The following is a 19,479-nucleotide window of genomic DNA, read 5'->3' as shown; positions in this document are numbered from 1 at the left end:
TCAAGCCTATGGGGCAGCACCGACAGTCTTACGGGCCCCCGCCCTTAGACCGGCTCCGGTCAACCCTTCGAGTGGCCGTTCCCACGATCCGGTAAGTCTTTCGCCACCCATACCGACCTAAGTCGGGTATTCGGCCGGAACCGACGTTCGTTGGTTCCTAGCGGGTGAACAGGGTGATTACTTTCCGTCCCAGTTCCACTTCACTCGGTTCTTCGTCAGATGACGCTCGAAAGGACTCCTGCACCGTGAGCCGTCTTCGTACGCTGGGCGCCGCCACCCTCGCCGCCGCAGCCCTCACCATGACCGCGGGCGCGGTCGCCTCCGCGGGCACCCCCACCGGTGTCCAGCCCAACATCGTGGGCGGCGGCACCGCCCCCACCGTGAGCTGGGGCGCCCAGGTCTACGTCAACACCCCGGGCCGTCAGTGGGACGGGTTCAACTGCTCCGGCAGTGTCATCGCCCAGCGCTGGGTGCTGACCGCCAAGCACTGCCTCGACTCCGACGGCAGCGGCATGCGTGTCCGCGTCGGCAGCAACGCCCTGCAGGGCGGCCGCGTGATCGCCGTCGACCGCAAGGTGTCCTCGCCCGCGGGTTCCGACATCTCGCTGCTTCACCTGGCCTCGGACGCCGGTGTCACGCCGATCACCCTGGCCAGCTCGAACCCGTCGGTCGGGTCGACCAACCAGCTGTACGGCTGGGGCCGTGAGACCCCGACCGGCCCGCCCGCCTCGGCGCTGAAGGTGGCCAACGTCCGCGTCAGCGGCAGCTCGTCCGACGCCTACGGCGGCCCGGCCATCCAGAGCGTCGGCATCAACGGTTCGGCGTGGAAGGGCGACTCGGGCGGCCCCCAGGTCTCCAACGGTGTCCAGGTCGGCGTCGCTTCGACCGTGCAGAACCAGAGCGGCTCGAACACCCGCGGCACCAACAACTACGGCAGCGTCGCTTCGGCCCGCTCCTGGATCCGCACGACCGCCGGGGTCTGACCTCACACCCCGGTGGGGCCCCTCCGAGACGCGACCCGTCTCGGAGGGGCCCTTTCGCGTAGACGTGTCGGTGGTGTGTGGGACGCTCGCGGGCATGCGGATCGCGACCTGGAACGTGAACTCGATCGGGCCCCGGCTGCCGAGGGTGCTGGAGTGGCTCGGCTCGGTACAACCGGACGTCCTGTGCCTGCAGGAACTCAAGAGCGGCACGGACGCCTTCCCGTTCGACGCCGTGCGGGAGGCGGGCTACGAGACGGCCGCGTACGGCATCGGACGCTGGAACGGCGTCGCCATCGTGTCCCGCGTCGGGCTGGAGGACGTCACACGCGGGCTGACCGGCGAGCCCACCTTCGAGGACAAGACCGACGCGCGCGCCATCGGCGCCACCTGCGGCGGGGTGCGGCTGTGGTCGGTGTACGTGCCCAACGGGCGCGACCTCGAGAACCCGCACTACGACTACAAACTCGCCTGGCTCTCGGCGCTGGAGGCGACGGTGCGCGAGGAGCAGTCGCGCGGGCTGCCGTTCGCGGTGCTCGGCGACTTCAACATCGCGCCCGCCGACGCGGACGTCTGGGACATCGGCGTGTTCGCCGAATCGACGCACGTGACCGAACCGGAGCGGAAGGCGCTCGCGGCGCTGCGGGACCTCGGGTTGTCCGACGTGTTCCCGCGGCCGCTGAAGTACGACCACCCGTTCACCTACTGGGACTACCGGGCCGGGAACTTCCCGAACAACAAGGGAATGCGGATCGACCTCGTGTACGCCGACGGCCGGGTCGCGGGCGGGGTGACGGATTCCTATGTGGACCGTGACGCGCGGAAGGGGAAGGGTCCCTCGGATCACGCGCCGGTCGTGGTGGATTTCGCGCTTTGAAAGGTCCCGAACGCTATGAAAGGCCCGTTACTTGCAAAATTTGCAAGTAACGGGCCTTTCATAGCGCGCCGGAGAAGGTGGGAAAGGCGTCAGCCGTTCCACGCCGCCTTGTGCAGCCGCCGCAGCGCCCGCACCGCGGCCACCGCGCGGTCCCGGTCCACCGCCTGCACGGCCATGACCGAGTAGTACTCGTCGTCCGGAAGTTCCAGCCGCGCCCACGAAGCGCCGTCGGGGAAGCTCACCGAAAGCACTTCGCTCCACGCGAACTTCTTGGTCATCAGCACGTTCCGGACCTCGATGCCGTCGGCGTCGGCCTTCACGCGCGCGGTCGCGAACAGCATCGTGCCCAGAGCGAGCAGGACACCGATGCCGATCATCGCCGCCTGGTCGGACGGCTGGAAGATCACGCCGGTGTCCGAGCCGCGCAGCAGGACCGCGACGACCACGAACGTCGCCAGCAGGATCACCGCCAGCACCGAGCACATCACCATGGCGCGGCGGGGCCGCACCACCACGACCTCGGACTCTGTCATCACATCCGCCTCGACGCTCACACGAAGCCCCGCTCGGTCCACGGCTGGCGCAGGTTCCGCAGGGCGTGCGCGGCGTCCAGCGCGGCGACGGTCGCTTCGTAGCCCTTGTCCTCGACGGAGCCGGGCAGGCCGGACCGGTCGAGGGCCTGCTGTTCGGTGTCGCAGGTGAGCACGCCGTTGCCGACCGGGGTGCTCTCGTCGAGCGCCACCCTGGTCAGGCCCGCGGTGACCGCGTCGCAGACGTACTCGAAATGCGGCGTCCCGCCCCGGACGACCACGCCCAGCGCGACGACGGCGTCGTGGGTGCGGGCGAGTGCCTGCGCGGCGACGGGAAGTTCTACGGCGCCCGCGACGCGGACGACGGTCGGCTCTTCCTCCAGGTCGGCCGCCTTGGCCGCCTCGAGGGCGCGGTCCAGCAGGGCACTCGTGATCTTCGTGTGCCAGCGCGTGGCCACGATACCGAGCCGGATGTTCTTACAGTCGGACAGGTCGAGTTCGACGTCCGGACGGCCTTCGCCGCTCACCGCGTGCCACCTCCGTTGCCCTGGTCGACCTCGGCGCCGACCTGGTCGTAGTGCTCCAGCTGGGACAGGTCGTGCCCCATCCGGTCCCGCTTGGTCTTGAGGTAGCGCAGGTTCTCCGGGTTCGGCGAGATCGGCAGCGACACCCGGCCGCTGACCCGCAGGCCGTACCCCTCGAGCCCGACGCGCTTGGCCGGGTTGTTCGTCAGCAGTCGCATCGAGCGGACGCCGAGGTCGCACAGGATCTGCGCGCCGGTGCCGTAGTCACGCGCGTCGGCGGGGACGCCGAGCTGCAGGTTCGCGTCGACGGTGTCCGCGCCGGCGTCCTGCAGCTGGTAGGCCTGCAGTTTGTGCAGCAGCCCGATGCCGCGGCCCTCGTGACCGCGGATGTAGAGCACGACGCCGCGGCCTTCCTTGGCGACGGCCTCCAAAGCCGCCTCCAGCTGCGGGCCGCAGTCGCAGCGCAGCGAGCCGAAGACGTCGCCGGTGAGGCATTCGGAGTGCACGCGGACCAGGATGTCCTCGCCGTCGGCGATCTCGCCGTAGACGAACGCGATGTGCTCGATGCCGTCGAGCAGGCTGTCGTACCCGACCGCGCGGAACGTGCCCGCCGCCAGCGGGATCCGCGCCTCGGCGACCCGCTCGACCTGCTTCTCGGTGCGCCGCCGGTACGCGATCAGGTCGGCGATGGTGATCATCTTGAGGTCGTGGTCCGCGGCGAAGACCTCGAGTTCGTCGCGGCGGGCCATGTCGCCCTCGTCCTTCTGCGACACGATCTCGCAGAGCACGCCGGACGGCGAAAGCCCGGCGAGGCGGGCCAGGTCGACGGAGGCTTCGGTGTGCCCGGGCCGCCGCAGGACGCCGCCCTGCTTGGCGCGCAGCGGGACCACGTGACCGGGACGCCGGAAGTCCGACGCCGTGGACGCCGGGTCGGCGAGCAGGCGGACGGTGTGCGAGCGGTCGGCCGCGGAGATGCCGGTGGTGATGCCCTCGGCGGCGTCGACCGTGACGCTGTACGCGGTGCCGCGCTGGTCCTGGTTCGTGTGGTACATCGGCGGTAGGTCGAGCCTGTCCGCCTCGGCCTCGGTCAGCGCCACGCAGACGTACCCCGAGGTGTAGCGCACCATGAAGGCCATCAGCTCCGGCGTGGCCTTCTCCGCGGCGAAGATCAGGTCGCCTTCGTTCTCGCGGTCCTCGTCGTCCACCACGACGACCGGACGGCCCGCCTTGATGTCGGCGATCGCCGCCTCGATGGCATCGGCGTTCACGGCCACCCCGCCTCCACAGGGGGTCAGATCAGCCGACCCCGGAATCGCACTCGTCTCGCTCACGCCCGCTCCTCCGTACCGCCATTGTCCCCCTGCGTGCGCAGGTGCGGCATGGCCAGCTTTTCGACGTACTTGGCGACCACGTCGACCTCGAGATTCACCAGGTCACCCGGCTGATTCCGGCCGAGGGTGGTCAGTTCGAGCGTGGTCGGGATCAGGGCGACGGAGAACTCCTCGTCGGTCACCGCGGCGACCGTGAGGGAGATGCCGTCGACCGCGATCGACCCCTTCTCGACCACGTACCTGGCCAGTCTGCCCGGCAGGGCGAACGAGGTGAGTCCCTGCTCGTCCCGCTTGAGGAAGACGCCGGTTCCGTCCACATGGCCCTGCATGATGTGCCCGCCGAGCCTGCCGCCCGCCGGCGTCGCGCGTTCCAGGTTGACGACGTCGCCGACGTTCACCTTCGCGAGGCTGGAGCGCTGCAGGGTCTCGTGCACGACATCGACGGTAAACTCACCGCCCGCCACCGCGACCACGGTGAGGCACACGCCACTCACCGCGATGGAGTCGCCGTGACCGGCGTCGCTGGTCACCAGCGGCCCCCGTACGGTCAGCCGCGCGGCGTTCGGGACCTGCTCGACCGCGGTGACCTCGCCGAGCTCCTCGACAATGCCGGTGAACACTCCTGCTGCCCTCCTCCTGCGTCGCACCGTCGCTGGAAACGGTGCTCCCCCCATCCAACACCCACTCGGGCCGATTCCTTCTCCTGACCCGATGGCGGATCAAGAGGCGGGATCAGCCGCGGACGCGGGCCGCCTGCTCGCGCAGCGCCGCGACAGCCTTACCAGGGTCTTCGGCGCCGTAGACGGCGGAACCGGCGACGAAGCAGTCCACACCGGCCTCGGCGGCCTGCTCGATCGTGTCGGCGTTGATCCCGCCGTCGATCTCGACGACGAGCTTGAGGTGACCGGTGTCGACCAGGCGCCGCGCGGTGCGCACCTTGTCCAGGACGCTCTCGATGAACGACTGCCCGCCGAAGCCGGGCTCGACCGACATCACCAGCAGCGTGTCGTAGTGCTTGAGGGTGTCGAGGTGGTCTTCGATGGGGGTGTTCGGCTTGATCGACAGGCCGGCCTTCGCCCCGGCGGCGCGGAGGTTCTTCGCGAGCGCGATCGGGTCGTGCGCGGCCTCGACGTGCACGGTGACGTTGTAGGCGCCCGCCTCGGCGTACCCGATGGCCCACTTGTCGGGGTTCTCGATCATCAGGTGGCAGTCGATCGGGACGTCGGTGGCCTTGATCAGCGACTGCACGACGGGCAGGCCGAGGGTCAGGTTCGGCACGAAGTGCGCGTCCATGACGTCGACGTGGACCCAGTCCGCGCGGGTGTCCCCCTCCCCCGCGACGGCGCGGATCTCGTCGCCGAGCCGGGCGAAGTCCGCGGAGAGGATGCTGGGTGCGATCAAAGGTCGGTGAGCCACGCGCCCGAGTGTAGGAGGACGCCGCTAACGCCCGCTAACCGGCTGTGACCGCCGTCGGAGGACTTGAGGATGACGTGAAATGGCACCGCAGTGGGAGGTGCGCGCACGCGGCGCCGAATAGCGTTCCCGTCATGGTCAACCCCTTGAAACCCCTGGTGCGGATCGGCAGCTACCGGAGCGTGCCGTTCGGGCTCCTCGGCATGGCGATCACGGCGATCCCGTTCCCGATCGCGATCGTCCCCGCCATCCTCACCCCGGGCGACACGACGGCGAAGATGGTCTACGGCATGCTCGCGATGGGCCTGCTGGTCGCGCTCGCCGGGCTGCCGGGACCGATGCGGCGGGTCGGCATCTGGTTCTCCAACCAGATGCTGGGCACCCGGATCGCCTCGCCCCTGCCGAACACGAAGGTCGCCTGGGCGGAGCGCTGGCGCTCGGCGGGCTGGCTGCTCGTGCACACCGTGCTCGGCTGGGTGCTGTTCGGCCTCGGTTGCTTCCTGTTCCTGGGTGTCGTCCTGGCCCTGGTGTGGGCGGGAGGCGGCGGCAGTCCCATCGCGATCTTCGGCGAGCAGGTGACGATCGAGCCCGGCGTCGCCGGAGCGTGGACGCTGCCGATCGCGCTCTTCACGCTCGTGGTGATCGCGTACGTCCTCGCCGGTTTCACCAAGCTCTTCCAGTACAGCGCGGTCGCGCTGCTGGGACCGTCGGCCGCCGAGCGCGTCGCCGCGGCCGAGGTCCGGGCGAACCACTTCGAGCAGCGCAACCGGCTGGCCCGCGAGCTGCACGACTCCATCGGCCACACGCTGACGACGTCGACCATCCAGGCCGCCGCGGCCGCCGAACTGGTCGATTCCGAACCGCAGCTGGTGCGCAAGGCCTTGGGCACCATCGAGGAGTCGTCACGGGCCGCGCTCGAAGACCTCGACCACGTGCTCGGCCTGCTGCGCGACGACCGGTCGTCCCGCGAACCCGAACGACGCCTCATCGAGGCCGCGACACTGGCCGAGCGGGCTCGATCCGGCGGAGCGGTGATCGACTACGAGCTGACCGGCCCCGCCGCCGAACTGCCCGCGACGCTTTCGCGGGAGGCGTACCGGATCGTCCAAGAAGGACTGACGAACGCGTTGCGCCACGCCCACCCCGGCCCGGTGACCGTGCGGGTCGCGGTCCTCGCCGACGCGCTGCGGATCGAGATCGTGAACCCGCTCATGGAGCAGGCGGTCGTGTCCGGCCGCGGCGGCAACGGGCTGCCGGGGCTCACCGAACGCGTCGAGGCGCTGCGCGGCGAACTCGTCGCGGGGCCCGCCATCGACGGGGAACCGCTGTGGCGCCTGGTCACCACGATCCCGCTACGGTCGCGCTCATGACACTGCGGGTCCTGATCATCGACGACGAACCGTTGCTGCGCGCCGGATTGCGCTCGCTGCTGGACAACCAGCCCGATCTGACCGTGGTCGGCGAGGCGGGCGACGGCGGCGAGGTGGTCGACCTGGTGCGGCGGACACATCCCGAGGTGATCCTGATGGACGTCCGCATGCCCGGCGTCGACGGGATCGAGGCGACCCGGCGGGTGCTGGCCGAAGTACCCGAACCGCCGAAGGTCCTCGTGATCACCACGTTCGACAACGACGACTACATCTACGACGCGCTGCTGGCGGGCGCGAGCGGGTTCCTGCTGAAGCGGGCGCGCAAGGAGGAGTTCGCGCACGCCATCCGGACCATCGCCGCCGGGGAGACGCTGCTGTTCCCCGACGCGATCCGGCGGCTGGTCACCGCGCGCCCGGCGGCGTCGGGCCTCGCGCCCCGTCCGTCTTCGCTGACGAAACGGGAGACCGAGGTGCTGCGCCTCATCGCCACCGGGATGTCCAATGTGGACATAGCGGCCGATCTGGTCATCAGCCTCGAAACCGTCAAAACCCACGTGGGCAACATCTTCGGCAAACTGGGCGCCGCCAACCGCAGCCAGGCGGTCGTGTTCGCTTACGAGACAGGCATCGTCGCACCGGGTCACAGCCTGCGCTAGCGGACGGCCGCTGTTCTTCCCGCGTTCACCCGGAAATCCCCGGCCGCACACATGCGCGGTGACTAATGGGACTGCCCTGATCCAGTAATCCCAAGGAGATTTTCGATGGCTTCGCTGTTCACCGGACGGCGCAAATGGCTCGCGGGCGGGGCGCTCGGCGTCACGCTGATCGCGCTGGCGCCCGCCGCGCTCGCCGCCGGCGACGACGCCCGCCTCGCGGCCGCGCAGGGTGACCGCACCCAGGACGTGCGTGCCGCGATCAAGGGCGGCAGCGCCCGCAACGTCATCCTGTTCATCGGCGACGGCATGGGCCAGTCCGAGATCACCTCGGCGCGCAACTACGAACGCGGCGCGGCCGGGCGGCTCGCGATGGACGAACTGCCGCTCACCGGTGACTACACGACGTACGCGGTCGAGAAGAACAACCCGTCGAAGCCCGACTACGTGACCGACTCGGCCGCCTCCGGCACCGGGTGGGCCACCGGCGTGAAGACCTACAACGGCGCGATTTCCGTGGACCCGTACGGCAACGCGGTCCCGTCGATCCTCGAGATCGCCAAGCGTTCGGGGCTGCGCACCGGCGACGTCACCACGGCCGAGGTCCAGGACGCCACCCCCGCGGTGCTCGGCGCGCACGTCGTCAACCGCGACTGCAAGGGTCCCGACGAGACCAGCAAGAAGTGCGCGGCCAACGCCAAGGAGAACGGCGGCGCCGGGTCCATCGCCGAGCAGCTGGTCCAGACCAAGCCGGACGTCCTGCTCGGCGGCGGCGCGAAGTACTTCGACCAGCAGGTGAAGGCCGGGAAGTTCGCCGGCAAGACCGTGCTGGACCAGGCGAAGTCGTCGGGCTACCAGGTGGTGAACACCGCGGCCGACCTCGCCGCGGCCAAGCCCGGCAAGCCGCTGCTCGGCCTGTTCGCCTCCGGCAACCTGCCGGTCAACTGGACCGGCCCGGCCGCCAAGCAGGGCGGCACCCCGCCGACCCGCTGCACCCCGAACCCGGCGCTGCCCAAGACGCAGCCGAAGCTGGCCGACCAGACCCGCAAGGCGATCTCGCTGCTCGACGACCGCCGCAAGGACAAGGGTTTCTTCCTCCAGGTCGAGGGCGCGAGCATCGACAAGCAGGACCACGCCGCCGACCCGTGCGGCCAGATCGGTGAGACGATCGACTTCGACCAGGCCGTCGCGGCCGGGCTCGCCTACGCCCGCAGCAACCCCGACACCCTGGTGATCGTCACCGGCGACCACGGCCACACCAGCCAGATCATCGGCAACGGCACGGTCAGCCCCGGCCAGACCGCCACCCTCGTCACCAACGAGGGCGCGAACATGACGATCAACTACGGCACCGGGATGCCGGGTTCGTCGCAGGACCACACCGGCACGCAGATCCGCGTCGCGGGCTACGGACCGCAGGCGGCGAACATCGTCGGCCTGACCAACCAGACCGACCTCTTCGGCACCCTGAAGCGCGCTCTGCGCCTCCGCTGACGAGGTGGGGCAGGCCCCCGTTGAGGGGTGGGGGCCTGCCCCATGGCCGCCAGATCGCGGCCTCCTTAACTTTGAATCATGCGGAAAACCTTGCCAGGTAAGAAGATCGTCGCCATCGGCTCGCTGATCGCACTGCTGGCCACCACCACCGCCGCACCGGCGCTCGCCGTGACAGGACCGCACGACGAAGTCGACAAGGCACTGAAGACGCTGGTGCAAGACGGGGTCCCGGGCGCGCAGGCGACGGTGACGAGCGCGTCCGGGCGGACGTGGTCGGAGCGCGAAGGCGTCGGGAACGTCGAAACCCGGACACCGTTCCCCCGCGACGCGAAGTTCCGGGCGGCCAGTGTCACCAAGACGTTCGTCGCCGTCGTGATGCTGCAACTGGTGGCCGAAGGAAAGGTCCGGCTGGACACGCCGATCGACCGGTATCTGCCCGGTCTCGTGCGCGGGAACGGCAACGACGGCACCAAGATCACCGTCCGGCAGCTGCTCCAGCACACCAGCGGGCTCTACAACTACGTGCGCGACCTCGACGTCGACGAATGGCGTCATCGCGGCGCCGAGCCCGGAGAACTGCTGGCGGTCGGCCTCGCGCATCCGCCGGACTTCGACCCCGGCACGAAGTGGGCGTACTCCAACACGAACTACGTCATCGCCGGGATGCTCATCGAAAAGCTCAGCGGCCGTTCGGTTTCCGCGGAGATCCGGAGCAGGATCGCCAAGCCGCTCGGCCTGCGCGACACCTATCTGCCGCCGCGGGGCGACGAGCGCCTGCCGTCACCGCACGCCAGGGGCTACGCGCCCGGTCTCGTCGACTACACCGAAATGGACCCGTCGCTCGCCGGGGCTTCCGGTGGGATCATTTCGACCGGTGAAGACCTGAACCGTTTCTATGGCGCGCTCACCGACGGCCGTCTTCTGCCCCGGGCACAGCAGGCGGAGCTGCAGCGGACCGTTCCCGCGAACCTGGGCATCCCCGGCGCCGCGTACGGACTCGGGATCGCGTCGGTCCCGCTGTCCTGTGGCGGTACTTTCTGGGGCCACGGCGGGAATCTCCGCGGCTTCGCGAACATCTCGGGGGCGGTTCCGCACGGGAAGCGAGTGAACGTCGTCGCCAACATGGACCCGCTGCCGGACGGGGCGTCCGCGCATCTCGTCAAGGCGCTGGACACGGCGTTCTGCGCTCGCTAAGAGAAGCGGACCTTCCCAAGCGGTCGTGAGCCGTAAGATGCCGCCCTTTGGCTTCCAACCTCAAGACAGGTGTTGCGAAAGCCACTTTCACAACGTTGAAGGTTGCGAAAGTGGCTTTCGCAACGTGCCCTGTCGGGCGGCAAGTCCTTGAACAGCGCGCCGGTCTCAAGGCCGCCAGTGGTCACCTCGTACGTCATGTGGGCGAGCGCGAGGTGTCGCTGAGGGAGGGGTGTGTGGATTTCCGGTCATCCAACGCACCAGAATCCACACGGTCGGTGCCACTTCTCCCCGATTAGAACGCTAATCGCCACTCACGACCACCTCGAGCTAGGTGCCCCGCACCCGCTAGGGCTAAGGGAGCAGGTCCAGCACGGAAGTCCAGGGCTCGTCCGGAGTGAGCCTCGCGGTGGTGACACCGGCGGAGGCGAGCGTGTCGAGATGGTGTCGCCACGCCGGATGGTGCACCCGCGTGTCCTGGATCTGATACCCCAGGACGATCGTGATCCCCGGCGTGCCGAGGACGTCGCCGAGCAGCGTCAGCGCCTGGTTGTCGGCGATGCCCAGCGCCAGTTTCGCCACGGAGTTCGCGGACGCGGGCGCGAACAGGAACACCGAGGGGTCCGGATGCGGCCGGGGTTCGCCCGGCAGCCGGGAGGTGCTGCGGACCGGCAGATCGGTGACCTTCTCCAGGTCACCGATCCCGCCGGTCTTCTCCAGCCAGCGGGCGGCGGTGGGGGTCAGCGTGATCGCGAGCTCCCAGCCGCAGTCCGCGGCCGGTTTCGCGAGCTGCGCGGCGAACCGGGTGTCCAGTCCGCCGCACGAGCTCGCGACCAGGCCGAGGACCCTGGTCACCCGGCGGTTTCCGGCTTCCGCAGGACGGCGCAGAACATCGCGTCGGTGCCGTGGCGGTGCGGCCACAGCTGGACGTACGGGCCGTTGCCGAGCTGCGGGACGTCCGGGAAGAACGGCCGCGCGTCCACGATCTCGGCGCCGGCGCGGCGCGCGGTCTCCCCCACGACGCCTTCGGTCTCGGCCAGATGCGGCGAGCAGACGACGTAGGTGACGATGCCGCCGGGGCGGACCAGGTCCAGCGCCGCGGTGATCAGCTGGCCCTGCAGTTTCGTCAGGTCCGAGATGTCGCTGGGCTGGCGGCGCCAGCGCGCCTCCGGACGGCGGCGCAGCGAGCCGAGCCCGCTGCACGGCGCGTCGACCAGCACGCGGTCGTAGCCCGGTTCGAGGTCGGTCTCGCGGCCGTCGGCGACGTGGATGGTCACCGGAAGCCCCTGGACGGCGTTCTCGATCAGCTTCGCGCGGTGCGGCGCCTTCTCGACGGCGTCCACGGTCGCGCCGCTGATCGACGCGAGCGCGCCCAGCAGCGCGGCCTTGCCGCCCGGCCCGGCGCACAGGTCCAGCCAGCGCTCGTCGGAACCGGTGAGCGGGACCTTGGTGACGGCGACGGCGCACAGCTGGCTGCCCTCGTCCTGGACCGCGGCCAGCTTTTCCTTGATCGGCTCGACATCGCCGGGGTCACCGGAGCCCGCGGGCATCCGGACGCCGTAGGGCGAGTACGGCGCGACGTCGCCGCCGGTGATGGCGGCCAGCTCGTCGGCGCTGATCTCGCCGGGGCGGGCGACCAGGTGCACGTCGGGGCGCTCGTCGTCGGCCTCCAGGGCCGCCTTCAGCTCGGCTCCCTTGTCCCCCAGCGCTTCCGCGAAGGAACGGGCGACCCAGCGCGGGTGCGCGGTCCGCAGCGCGTAGGCACCGATCGAATCGACGGCCTCGTCCGGAGCCAGCTCGTCGAGCCAGGTCTCTTCGTCCTTTTCGGACACCGAGCGCAGCACGGCGTTGACGAAACCCGCGATCCAGGAACCGACTTCGGCGCGAACGAGGTCCACAGTGGACCCGACGGCGGCGTGCTCGGGAATGCGGGTGCGCAACAGCTGGTACGCGCCGAGCCGCAGGCCGTCCAGCACCACGGCGTCGACCTTGGCCAGTGGGCGGTCGACGAGGCAGGCCTCGATGACGGCGTCCAGCATGCCGACCGCGCGGCAGGTGCCGTAGGTCAGTTCGGTGGCCAGCGCGGCGTCCCGGCCGGAGATCCGGCGGTTGCGCAGCAGTTGCGGCAGCACCAAGTTCGCGTACGCGTCCTCTTCACGGACGGCGCGCAGCACGTCGAAGGCGACCTGGCGGGCCGGGTCGATCTGCGGCGGGCGGCTGGGCCCTTCCTTACGCGGGCCCGGACGGCCGCGCTCCGGCCTCGACGGCCGGCGTTCCCTACGCTCGTTCACTGCAGGCGCTCTCCTTGTTCGATCCTTGTACCGCGCGCCCAGTCGGTGGCCGCCATCCGCTTCTTCCCCTGCGCCTGCACTTCACCCAGCCGCACCGGTTTCGACGCCGTGCCGACCAGGACCCGCTTGCGCTCCACGACCATTTCGCCGGGCGGGGGCCCCGGCTCGTCGACGACCGTCACCGGGCCGAGCTTCAGCCGCTCGCCCCGGAACTCCGCCCACGCGCCCGGTTCCGGACTGACCGCGCGGATCTGCCTGTCGACGGCCGTGCCCGGGTCGGCGAACGAGACGCGCGCGTCCTCGACGGTCACCTTGGGCGCGTAGCTCACGCCGTCCCCGGTCTGCTCGACCGCGCGCAGCGTGCCGTCGGCGATTCCGTCCATCGTGGACACGAGCAGCTTCGCCCCGGTCTCCGACAACCTGCCGAGAAGCTCCCCGGCGGTGTCGGTGGCGGCGATCTGCTCGGTGATCACCCCGTAGACGGGGCCCGCGTCGAGTTCCTTGACGATCCGGAACGTCGAGGCGCCGGTGATCTCGTCCCCGGCGCGGATCGCGGCCTGGACCGGCGCGGCGCCACGCCACGCGGGCAGCAGCGAGAAGTGCAGGTTGACCCAGCCGTGCTCCGGGATGTCCAGCGCGGCCTGGGGCAGCAGCGCCCCGTACGCGACGACGGGGCACGCGTCGGGGGCGATCTCCGCGAGCCGGGCGAGGAACGCGGGGTCGCTCGCCTTCGGCGGGGTCAGCACCTCGATCCCGTGCTCGTCGGCCAGCGCGCCGATCGGGGACCGGACGACGCGACGGCCACGGCCCGCCTGGGCGTCCGGACGGGTCACGACGGCGACGACCTCGTGCTGCTCGGACGCGAGGAGCGCGCGCAGCGACGGGACGGCGGGTTCTGGGGTACCGGCGAAGACGAGGCGCATCAACGCACCTCCACCGGGGGGACGGGTACCTCTGACTGGGCGAACATCGCCCTGAAGTCTATGTCGCGCGCTGACGGAAACATTCCGCAGGGCGCGGCACCGCTGTCACGTCACCCCGAGCACGGAGGGCGCCCTGCAAAATGTTTCCGTGGCCTCCGGCCGAAAGAGGCGCGCGACGGTGAAGTCTCCCGTCGCGCTGACGCGCTCCCGGGAGACATACTGCCGGTCGCTTTGGCAGCGTCGTCGGTCCCTACCCGCGTGGCCAGGGCAGCACGACGGCCGCCGAGCCGCCACCCCGCCGGGTCGGTTCGGCGGCGGCGAGCCACCGGCCGTCCCGCAGCCGTTCGACGCCGGTCGCGGCCCCGATCTCCGCGGGCGCCGTCGAGAAGCCCTGCTGCTTGCCCTTCAGGATCGCGAGCACGTCGGCCTGGTCGAGGAACGACTGCTCGACCTGCGCGGCCGCCGAGTTCCGCTGCGACGCGCGCGGCTCGGCGATCGCGTCGACCAGCTTCAGGCCGCGGTCGATCCGGCCGGTGAGGATCTGCAGCACGGTGGTGATGATCGACGCCCCACCGGGTGAACCGACCGCGAGCAGTGGCTTGCCGTGGTCGAGCACGATGGTCGGCGCCATCGAAGACCGCGGCCGCTTGGCCGGGCCCGGCAGGTTCGGGTCGGGCACGCCCGGCGTCACCGGGGTGAAGGAGAAGTCGGTCAGTTCGTTGTTGAGCAGGAACCCGCGGCCCGGCACGACGATGCCGCTGCCGCCCTCCTGCTCGATGGTCAGCGTGTAGGCGACGACGTTGCCCCACCGGTCGGCGACCGTGAGGTGTGTGGTGTTCTCACCCTCGTACGGCGTCGGCGCGGAGTTCGTCCCCGCGACACACGGCACCGGCTTGCGCGGGTCGGCGGGCGCGACCGGGCTCGTCCCGGCCTTCGCGGGGTCGATCAGGCACGCGCGGCTGTCGGCGAACTTCTGGCTGATCAGTTCCTTCGCCGGGACGTCCACGAAGGCCGGGTCGCCGATCCACCGGTTGCGGTCGGCGAAGGCGTAGCGGGTCGACTCGAGGAAGTAGTGCAGGTAGTCGGCCTTCTCCAGCTTGCTCAGCTTCTTGTTCTCGAGGATGTTCAGCGCCTCGCCGACGGTCAGCCCGCCGGACGACGGCGCGGGCATGCCGTAGACGTCGAGTCCCCGGTACTCGGTCTTGGTCGGCTTCCGCTCGACGACGCGGTACTTGGCGAGGTCGGCCGCGGTCAGGTCACCGGGCCGCACGTTCAGCGCCGAGGCCGGGTCGACCGGCGGTTTCCGCACGGTGTCGACGACGTCCGCGCCGATCGGCCCGCGATAGAGCGCGTCGGTGCCCTTCGCGGCGAGTTGCGCGTACGTGCCCGCGAGGTCCGGATTCTTGAACGTCGTGCCGACCGCGGGCGGCGCCCCGCCGGGCAGGTACAGCGACCGGGTGGACGGGAACGCCGAGAAGCGGGCGGCGTTGTTGGAGATCTGGGTATTGAAGGTCTGATCGACGGTGAAACCCTTGCGAGCCAGTTCTTCGGCGGGTTTGACCGCCTTCGCCAGCGACCTGGTCCCCCATTTGCGCAGGGCTTCCTGCCAGGTGGCGGGCGTGCCGGGCACCCCGACGCTCAACCCGCTGGTGACGGCCTCGGCGAACGGGACCGCCTTGCCGTTCTCGACGAAGAGGTTCTCGTTCGCCGACGACGGCGCGGTCTCACGGCCGTCGAGGGTGTGGACCTTGCCGCTGCGCGCGTCGTAGTAGACGAAGAAGCCGCCACCGCCGACACCGGCGGAGAAGGGGTCGGTGACGCCCAGCGCGGCGGCGGTCGCGACGGCCGCGTCGACGGCGTTGCCGCCCTCGCGCAGGATCTTCGTGCCGATCGCGGTCGCGTCGACGTCGATACTCGAGACGGCTCCCAGGTAGCCGACGGCGACCGGCGATTTCGGCGGCGTCGGTGGACCCGCCGAGGCGATCCCCGGTGCGGCGACACCGACCAGGGCGGCTATCGCGGTGACTGCGGTGATGCGTACCGGAGTGCTTCTGTGCGCGGCCATGGCGCGAGTCTGCCTCGCCTGTCCACCCCGGACAAGACCCGTCCAGACCTGCGAACGTCGGTAGTGCGGCCCTGCCCGGATGAGCAGAATGCGGTCCATGAAGACTCCCGGCAAGCGATGGAGCGCGCTCCTGCCGCTGCTCGTCGCTCTCCCCGTCCTCGCGGTCCCCGGCGTCGCGCAAGCCGAAAGCGCACGTGGCTGCTTCGACGACTCGGCGGCGATCACCGTCGAGGAGAAGCGGCTGACCGCGACGATGCCCTCGGGCGGCCCCGCGGTCGGCCCGGAACTCGTCCGGCTCGCCGGATTCGACAAGCTCGTCTCCGAATTCACGACGCGCCTCTGCGCGACGAAGACCGCTTCGCGCGCGGAGAAGCTCGCGGAGACCGCCGGTGACGGGCTCTGGCGGACAGCCGTCGACCGCGCGCAGGGCCGCCGTCCCGATCTCGGCGGCATCGACAAGGCCGACGACCGGCCCCTGTACTGGGCGCGCCTGCAGATGAGCAAGGCGCTGCGCCAGTGGACGCCGCGCTTCCCGCTGTCGGCCCCCGCCCGGGCGGACCTGCTGAAGACGTTCGACGTCGGCGCCCGCGGCCTCGACGACTCCCGCTTCCCCGCCGGTCCGAAGCTGCGCCGGGTGCTGGTGAGCGGATTCGACCCGTTCACCCTCAACGGCGCGGGCGTCCGCATCGCGAACCCGTCGGGGGCGGCGGCGCTGCACCTGGACGGCAAGGTGATCCCGACGCCGACCGGTCCCGCGCTGGTGCAGGCCGTGTCGTTCCCGGTGGTGTGGAGCTACTTCGACGCCGGGATCGTCGAGGCGGCGTACGGCAAGGCCTTCAAGGACCGCTTCCGCCGTCCGGAACTGATCATGACGATCAGCCAGGGCCGTCCCGGCCGGTTCGACATCGAGCGCTGGGCCGGTGCCTGGCGCGGTGGTTCGCCGGACAACCTCGACGAGCCCGTCCGCGGCCCGGTCCCGCCCGCCGCCGGCTGGCCGCAGCCGGACGCCCAGTTCATCGAAACCACGCTGCCGTACGAAAAGATGCTCGCCGCGCCCGCCGGGGCGTACCAGGTCTTGTACAACCAGGCGTTCTGCGTCTGGCCGGACAGTGGCCTGCCGGGAACCGGAACGGCCGTTTGCCGGACGGACGCGCCGAAGCCCGGCGAGATCGCGGCTTCCGGCGGCGGCGGAAATTATCTTTCGAACGAGTCCATGTTCAGAAGTAACCGGTTGCGGACGGGACTCGGCCTGACCGGGATCGCCGGTGGACATCTGCACACTCCCGTGCTCGGCACTCCGGCCGATCCGGCGGCCCTGACCGACGCCGATTTCGAGGCGCGGCGGGCGGCGATCTCGTCGCAGATCGTCTCCCTGCTCACGGCCGCCCTCGGCGGCTCCGCCACGAAGCCCGCTACGCCTGCTCCGGGCGCTTCGCCCCGCGCCGACGTCCTCGCGACCCCCGGCACGACCCTCTAGCCCAGGCAATTCGTCCTCTAGTTGCGGTGGTTCAGCGTCGAACTACCGCAACTAGAGGACGAAACGCGGGTGGAGGGCTAGATGAGTTCGAGCGGGTCGAGCTGGATCCGGATGGGTTCGGGGGCCTTGCGCGCGTCCCGTCGCGCGGCGGCGGCGTGGACGGCGGCGGCGAGCGCCTTCCCGTCCGGGCGCGCGACGCGGACCAGTGCACGCTCACGTTCGGCGTTGCCGTCCTCGTCGACTTCGCCGAGCGGCACCGGGCCCAGCACTTCGCCCGTCTCCGGCAAGGGGAGGTCGTCGAGCAACCCGGCGACCGCGTCCGGGGTGCCTTCGATACTCGCCATCCGCATCGCGGGCGGGAAGCCGAGTTCGCGCCGCTCGGCCAGTTCCAGGCTCGCGTGCCAGCCCGGGTCCCAGCGCACCAGCGCCTGCACGACCGAGAGACCCGCTTCCGCGCCGACGAACACACGACCGCCTTCGGTCCCCGGCCGCACCAGGGCCGCGGCCGCCATCCAGCGGCGCAGGGTCTCCTCCCCCGCGCGCAGATCCTGCCGCCCCAGCAACGCCCAGCCGTCCAGCAGGAGCGCCGCGCCGTAACCGCCTTCCGCGACCGGCTCGGCCCCGGGCGTGCACACGATCAGCGCCGGTTTTCCGGGCACCGACGCCAAAACCTCCGTCGCGCCCGAGGTCCGCACCGGGAATCCGGAGAACGCGCGGCCCAGTTCCTCCGCGGTCCGCTTGGAACCGACGACGACCGCCCGCAGGCGGACGGAACCGCAAGCGGCGCAATGGAAGTTCGTCTCGGGGACACCGCACCACCGGCAGGCGGGCGGCCTCGGCGCGCCGTCGATCAGCCCGCCCGGTAAGGAAAGCGGGCCCGCGCAGCGACGGCAGTGCGCGGACGTCCGGCAGTTGCCGCAGGCGAGCCCCGGAACGTACCCGCGACGCGGAACCTGGACCAGGACGGGGAATCCGCCCGCCAACGACTGTCGTGCCGCCTCGAAAGCGACCGACGGGAGCCGTGCCGCCTTCGCCGCTTCGTCCCGGGCGACGTCGAAGTCCTCGCCGACCGGCGTGACCCGCGGCGCGGCCGCCCGCAGTTCGGGACGGGCCGCCAGGAGCGGCTGCGCCCAGCCCGACTCCACCAGGAACTGCGCCTCCGCGGTCCGCGCGAAACCGGCGACGAGCATCGACCCCTTCGCGGCGTGCGCGCGGTCCATCAGCACGTCGCGGACGTGCGGATACGGCGCGTGCTGGTCGAGGTGGACGTCGTCGCCGTCGTCCCACACCACGAACAGGCCGGGATCGGCGACCGGCGCGAACATCGCCGCGCGGGTGCCGACGACGACGCGCACCGCGCCGCGCAGCACCGCGAGCCAGCGGCGGTACCGCTCGGCGGGGCCCAGCCCGGCGATCAGCGCGACCACGGCATCGGCTCCCATCAGCTGGGAACAGGCGTCGTGCAGCCGCGTGAGATCACGGTGGTCGGGAACGACCATCACGACACCGCGTCCGGCCGCGGCCGCCACCGCGGCGGCTTCGGCGAGCCGTCGCGGCCAGTCCTCCCCCGGCAAGGCCTGCCAGACGGCGTTGGCCGGGCGCCGTTCCGCGACGGCCTCCAGGAACGCCGGACCGCTCTGGTACTTCTCCCAGGCGGTGGTTTCGGGCGCCTCCGGCGTCGGCGCGGGCTCGGCGGACGGCTCGCCCTCGACTTTCGCGTGCCTCGACGGGATCGCAAGCCGCAGGACGTCGCTGAGCGTGCCGCCGTACCGGTCCGCGACCGACCGGCAGAGCGTGTGCAACGCCGGGGGCAGGACGGCCTCGCTGGACGTCACCCTGTCGATGTACGCGAGCTTTCCGGTGAACTCCGTCGTGTCGGCGCGCTCGACGAGATACCCGTCGACGAGCTGACCCGCGAACCGGACGCGCACCCGGCAGCCGGGCACCGCGGTCTCGTGCAGCTTTTCGGGGATCCGGTAGTCGAAGGTCCGGTCGAGATGCGTGAGCGGGATGTCCACGACGATCCGCGCGACCGGGTTCTCGGGCGCGGGGTTCTGCGCTCCGCGGCGGCTGGCGGTTTTCGCGCGGGACGGTTTGGCCTTCCGCGCCGGCTCGGCCTTCGGAGGCTCCGGAAGGTCCCACAGAGGGGTCGGTTCGGAACTGCTGCTCACCCGGTGATCTCTACCAGACTCGCTCGGACACGCCAGTCACCGCGTGCAATGAACGGGACTTTCATTGCAAAATTTGCAATGAAAGTCCCGTTCATTGCACGCGGTGCTGGACGCGTCTCGCTGCTGAGCCGCGTGAAGGACCCCTTCATGTAGCTCCGGTACCGCCCAGGCCGGAGACGTAGTGGAGGC

General features: G+C 70.7%; 17 protein-coding genes. 7 read left to right on the top strand and 10 right to left on the bottom strand.

Annotated features, from left to right (window positions below; all coding sequences use genetic code 11):
* Window positions 1-245: 245 nt before the first annotated feature.
* Complete coding sequence (locus BKN51_RS06540; protein ID WP_101606756.1) at window positions 246-983, top strand: S1 family peptidase; 738 nt, start codon at window positions 246-248, stop codon at window positions 981-983.
* A 94-nt stretch (window positions 984-1,077) separates the two neighbouring features.
* Window positions 1,078-1,857: an exodeoxyribonuclease III gene (locus tag BKN51_RS06535; RefSeq protein WP_101613079.1), complete on the top strand. Its 780-nt coding sequence runs from the start codon at window positions 1,078-1,080 to the stop codon at window positions 1,855-1,857.
* 89 nt (window positions 1,858-1,946) lie between these two features.
* Here the strand turns inward: BKN51_RS06535 and BKN51_RS06530 are convergent, their stop codons facing one another.
* From BKN51_RS06530 to rpe, 5 genes are all read right to left on the bottom strand, one after another.
* Entirely contained in the window at window positions 1,947-2,390 is a 444-nt protein-coding gene (locus BKN51_RS06530; RefSeq protein WP_101613078.1) for a PH domain-containing protein, read from the bottom strand.
* Between the two features lie 17 nt (window positions 2,391-2,407).
* Window positions 2,408-2,914 (bottom strand): 6,7-dimethyl-8-ribityllumazine synthase, encoded by a 507-nt coding sequence (gene ribH, locus BKN51_RS06525; RefSeq protein ID WP_101606755.1) that lies wholly within the window; start codon window positions 2,912-2,914, stop codon window positions 2,408-2,410.
* A complete protein-coding gene (locus BKN51_RS06520; protein ID WP_174720533.1) occupies window positions 2,911-4,185 on the bottom strand; it encodes a bifunctional 3,4-dihydroxy-2-butanone-4-phosphate synthase/GTP cyclohydrolase II in 1,275 nt (424 codons plus the stop codon). Before BKN51_RS06520 ends, ribH begins: the two co-directional genes overlap by 4 nt.
* Window positions 4,186-4,238: 53 nt before the next feature.
* Window positions 4,239-4,862, bottom strand: coding sequence for a riboflavin synthase (locus BKN51_RS06515; protein WP_101606753.1), 624 nt, complete (start codon window positions 4,860-4,862; stop codon window positions 4,239-4,241).
* A 112-nt stretch (window positions 4,863-4,974) separates the two neighbouring features.
* The gene (gene rpe, locus BKN51_RS06510) at window positions 4,975-5,643 is read right to left on the bottom strand and encodes a ribulose-phosphate 3-epimerase (protein ID WP_101606752.1); all 669 of its coding nucleotides are present in this window, start codon (window positions 5,641-5,643) and stop codon (window positions 4,975-4,977) included.
* Between the two features lie 146 nt (window positions 5,644-5,789).
* On the opposite strand from rpe, the gene BKN51_RS06505 reads away from it, so the two are divergent.
* The 4 genes from BKN51_RS06505 to BKN51_RS06490 all read left to right on the top strand — a co-directional run bounded on the left by BKN51_RS06505 (window position 5,790) and on the right by BKN51_RS06490 (window position 10,366).
* Window positions 5,790-7,025 (top strand): sensor histidine kinase, encoded by a 1,236-nt coding sequence (locus BKN51_RS06505; RefSeq protein ID WP_101606751.1) that lies wholly within the window; start codon window positions 5,790-5,792, stop codon window positions 7,023-7,025.
* Window positions 7,022-7,681 (top strand): response regulator transcription factor, encoded by a 660-nt coding sequence (locus BKN51_RS06500; protein WP_101606750.1) that lies wholly within the window; start codon window positions 7,022-7,024, stop codon window positions 7,679-7,681. The genes BKN51_RS06505 and BKN51_RS06500 overlap by 4 nt, the downstream gene beginning before the upstream one ends.
* Before the next feature lie 105 nt (window positions 7,682-7,786).
* The gene (phoA, locus tag BKN51_RS06495) at window positions 7,787-9,172 is read left to right on the top strand and encodes an alkaline phosphatase (RefSeq protein WP_101606749.1); all 1,386 of its coding nucleotides are present in this window, start codon (window positions 7,787-7,789) and stop codon (window positions 9,170-9,172) included.
* Between the two features lie 78 nt (window positions 9,173-9,250).
* Entirely contained in the window at window positions 9,251-10,366 is a 1,116-nt protein-coding gene (locus tag BKN51_RS06490; RefSeq protein ID WP_101606748.1) for a serine hydrolase domain-containing protein, read from the top strand.
* A 351-nt stretch (window positions 10,367-10,717) separates the two neighbouring features.
* Here the strand turns inward: BKN51_RS06490 and BKN51_RS06485 are convergent, their stop codons facing one another.
* The 4 genes from BKN51_RS06485 to ggt all read right to left on the bottom strand — a co-directional run bounded on the left by BKN51_RS06485 (window position 10,718) and on the right by ggt (window position 15,642).
* Entirely contained in the window at window positions 10,718-11,218 is a 501-nt protein-coding gene (locus BKN51_RS06485; protein WP_101606747.1) for a flavoprotein, read from the bottom strand.
* The gene (locus BKN51_RS06480) at window positions 11,215-12,654 is read right to left on the bottom strand and encodes an RsmB/NOP family class I SAM-dependent RNA methyltransferase (RefSeq protein ID WP_101606746.1); all 1,440 of its coding nucleotides are present in this window, start codon (window positions 12,652-12,654) and stop codon (window positions 11,215-11,217) included. Before BKN51_RS06480 ends, BKN51_RS06485 begins: the two co-directional genes overlap by 4 nt.
* Window positions 12,651-13,577, bottom strand: a complete 927-nt coding sequence (gene fmt, locus BKN51_RS06475) for a methionyl-tRNA formyltransferase (protein WP_101606745.1) — start codon at window positions 13,575-13,577, stop codon at window positions 12,651-12,653. Before fmt ends, BKN51_RS06480 begins: the two co-directional genes overlap by 4 nt.
* 250 nt (window positions 13,578-13,827) lie before the next feature.
* Window positions 13,828-15,642, bottom strand: coding sequence for a gamma-glutamyltransferase (gene ggt / locus BKN51_RS06470; protein ID WP_101606744.1), 1,815 nt, complete (start codon window positions 15,640-15,642; stop codon window positions 13,828-13,830).
* A gap of 97 nt (window positions 15,643-15,739) precedes the next feature.
* On the opposite strand from ggt, the gene BKN51_RS06465 reads away from it, so the two are divergent.
* Window positions 15,740-17,119 (top strand): hypothetical protein, encoded by a 1,380-nt coding sequence (locus BKN51_RS06465; RefSeq protein WP_168214280.1) that lies wholly within the window; start codon window positions 15,740-15,742, stop codon window positions 17,117-17,119.
* A gap of 77 nt (window positions 17,120-17,196) precedes the next feature.
* Here the strand turns inward: BKN51_RS06465 and BKN51_RS06460 are convergent, their stop codons facing one another.
* Window positions 17,197-19,290, bottom strand: coding sequence for a primosomal protein N' (locus BKN51_RS06460; RefSeq protein WP_101606742.1), 2,094 nt, complete (start codon window positions 19,288-19,290; stop codon window positions 17,197-17,199).
* Window positions 19,291-19,479: the final 189 nt, after the last annotated feature.

This window comes from Amycolatopsis sp. BJA-103 (assembly GCF_002849735.1).
Classification (GTDB): domain Bacteria; phylum Actinomycetota; class Actinomycetes; order Mycobacteriales; family Pseudonocardiaceae; genus Amycolatopsis.
The sequence above is the reverse complement of the archived record's forward strand: the minus strand, read 5'-3'. Positions and strand labels throughout refer to the sequence as shown.

Excerpts from the sequence above, each read along its gene's own strand:
- BKN51_RS06505 (WP_101606751.1), top strand. The coding sequence starts at position 5,790 with ATGGTCAACCCCTTGAAACCCCTGGTGCGGATCGGCAGCTACCGGAGC.
- ggt (WP_101606744.1), bottom strand. The coding sequence starts at position 15,642 with ATGGCCGCGCACAGAAGCACTCCGGTACGCATCACCGCAGTCACCGCG.
- BKN51_RS06490 (WP_101606748.1), top strand. The coding sequence starts at position 9,251 with ATGCGGAAAACCTTGCCAGGTAAGAAGATCGTCGCCATCGGCTCGCTG.
- BKN51_RS06535 (WP_101613079.1), top strand. The coding sequence starts at position 1,078 with ATGCGGATCGCGACCTGGAACGTGAACTCGATCGGGCCCCGGCTGCCG.
- BKN51_RS06500 (WP_101606750.1), top strand. The coding sequence starts at position 7,022 with ATGACACTGCGGGTCCTGATCATCGACGACGAACCGTTGCTGCGCGCC.
- fmt (WP_101606745.1), bottom strand. The coding sequence starts at position 13,577 with ATGCGCCTCGTCTTCGCCGGTACCCCAGAACCCGCCGTCCCGTCGCTG.
- BKN51_RS06530 (WP_101613078.1), bottom strand. The coding sequence starts at position 2,390 with ATGACAGAGTCCGAGGTCGTGGTGGTGCGGCCCCGCCGCGCCATGGTG.
- phoA (WP_101606749.1), top strand. The coding sequence starts at position 7,787 with ATGGCTTCGCTGTTCACCGGACGGCGCAAATGGCTCGCGGGCGGGGCG.
- BKN51_RS06465 (WP_168214280.1), top strand. The coding sequence starts at position 15,740 with ATGAAGACTCCCGGCAAGCGATGGAGCGCGCTCCTGCCGCTGCTCGTC.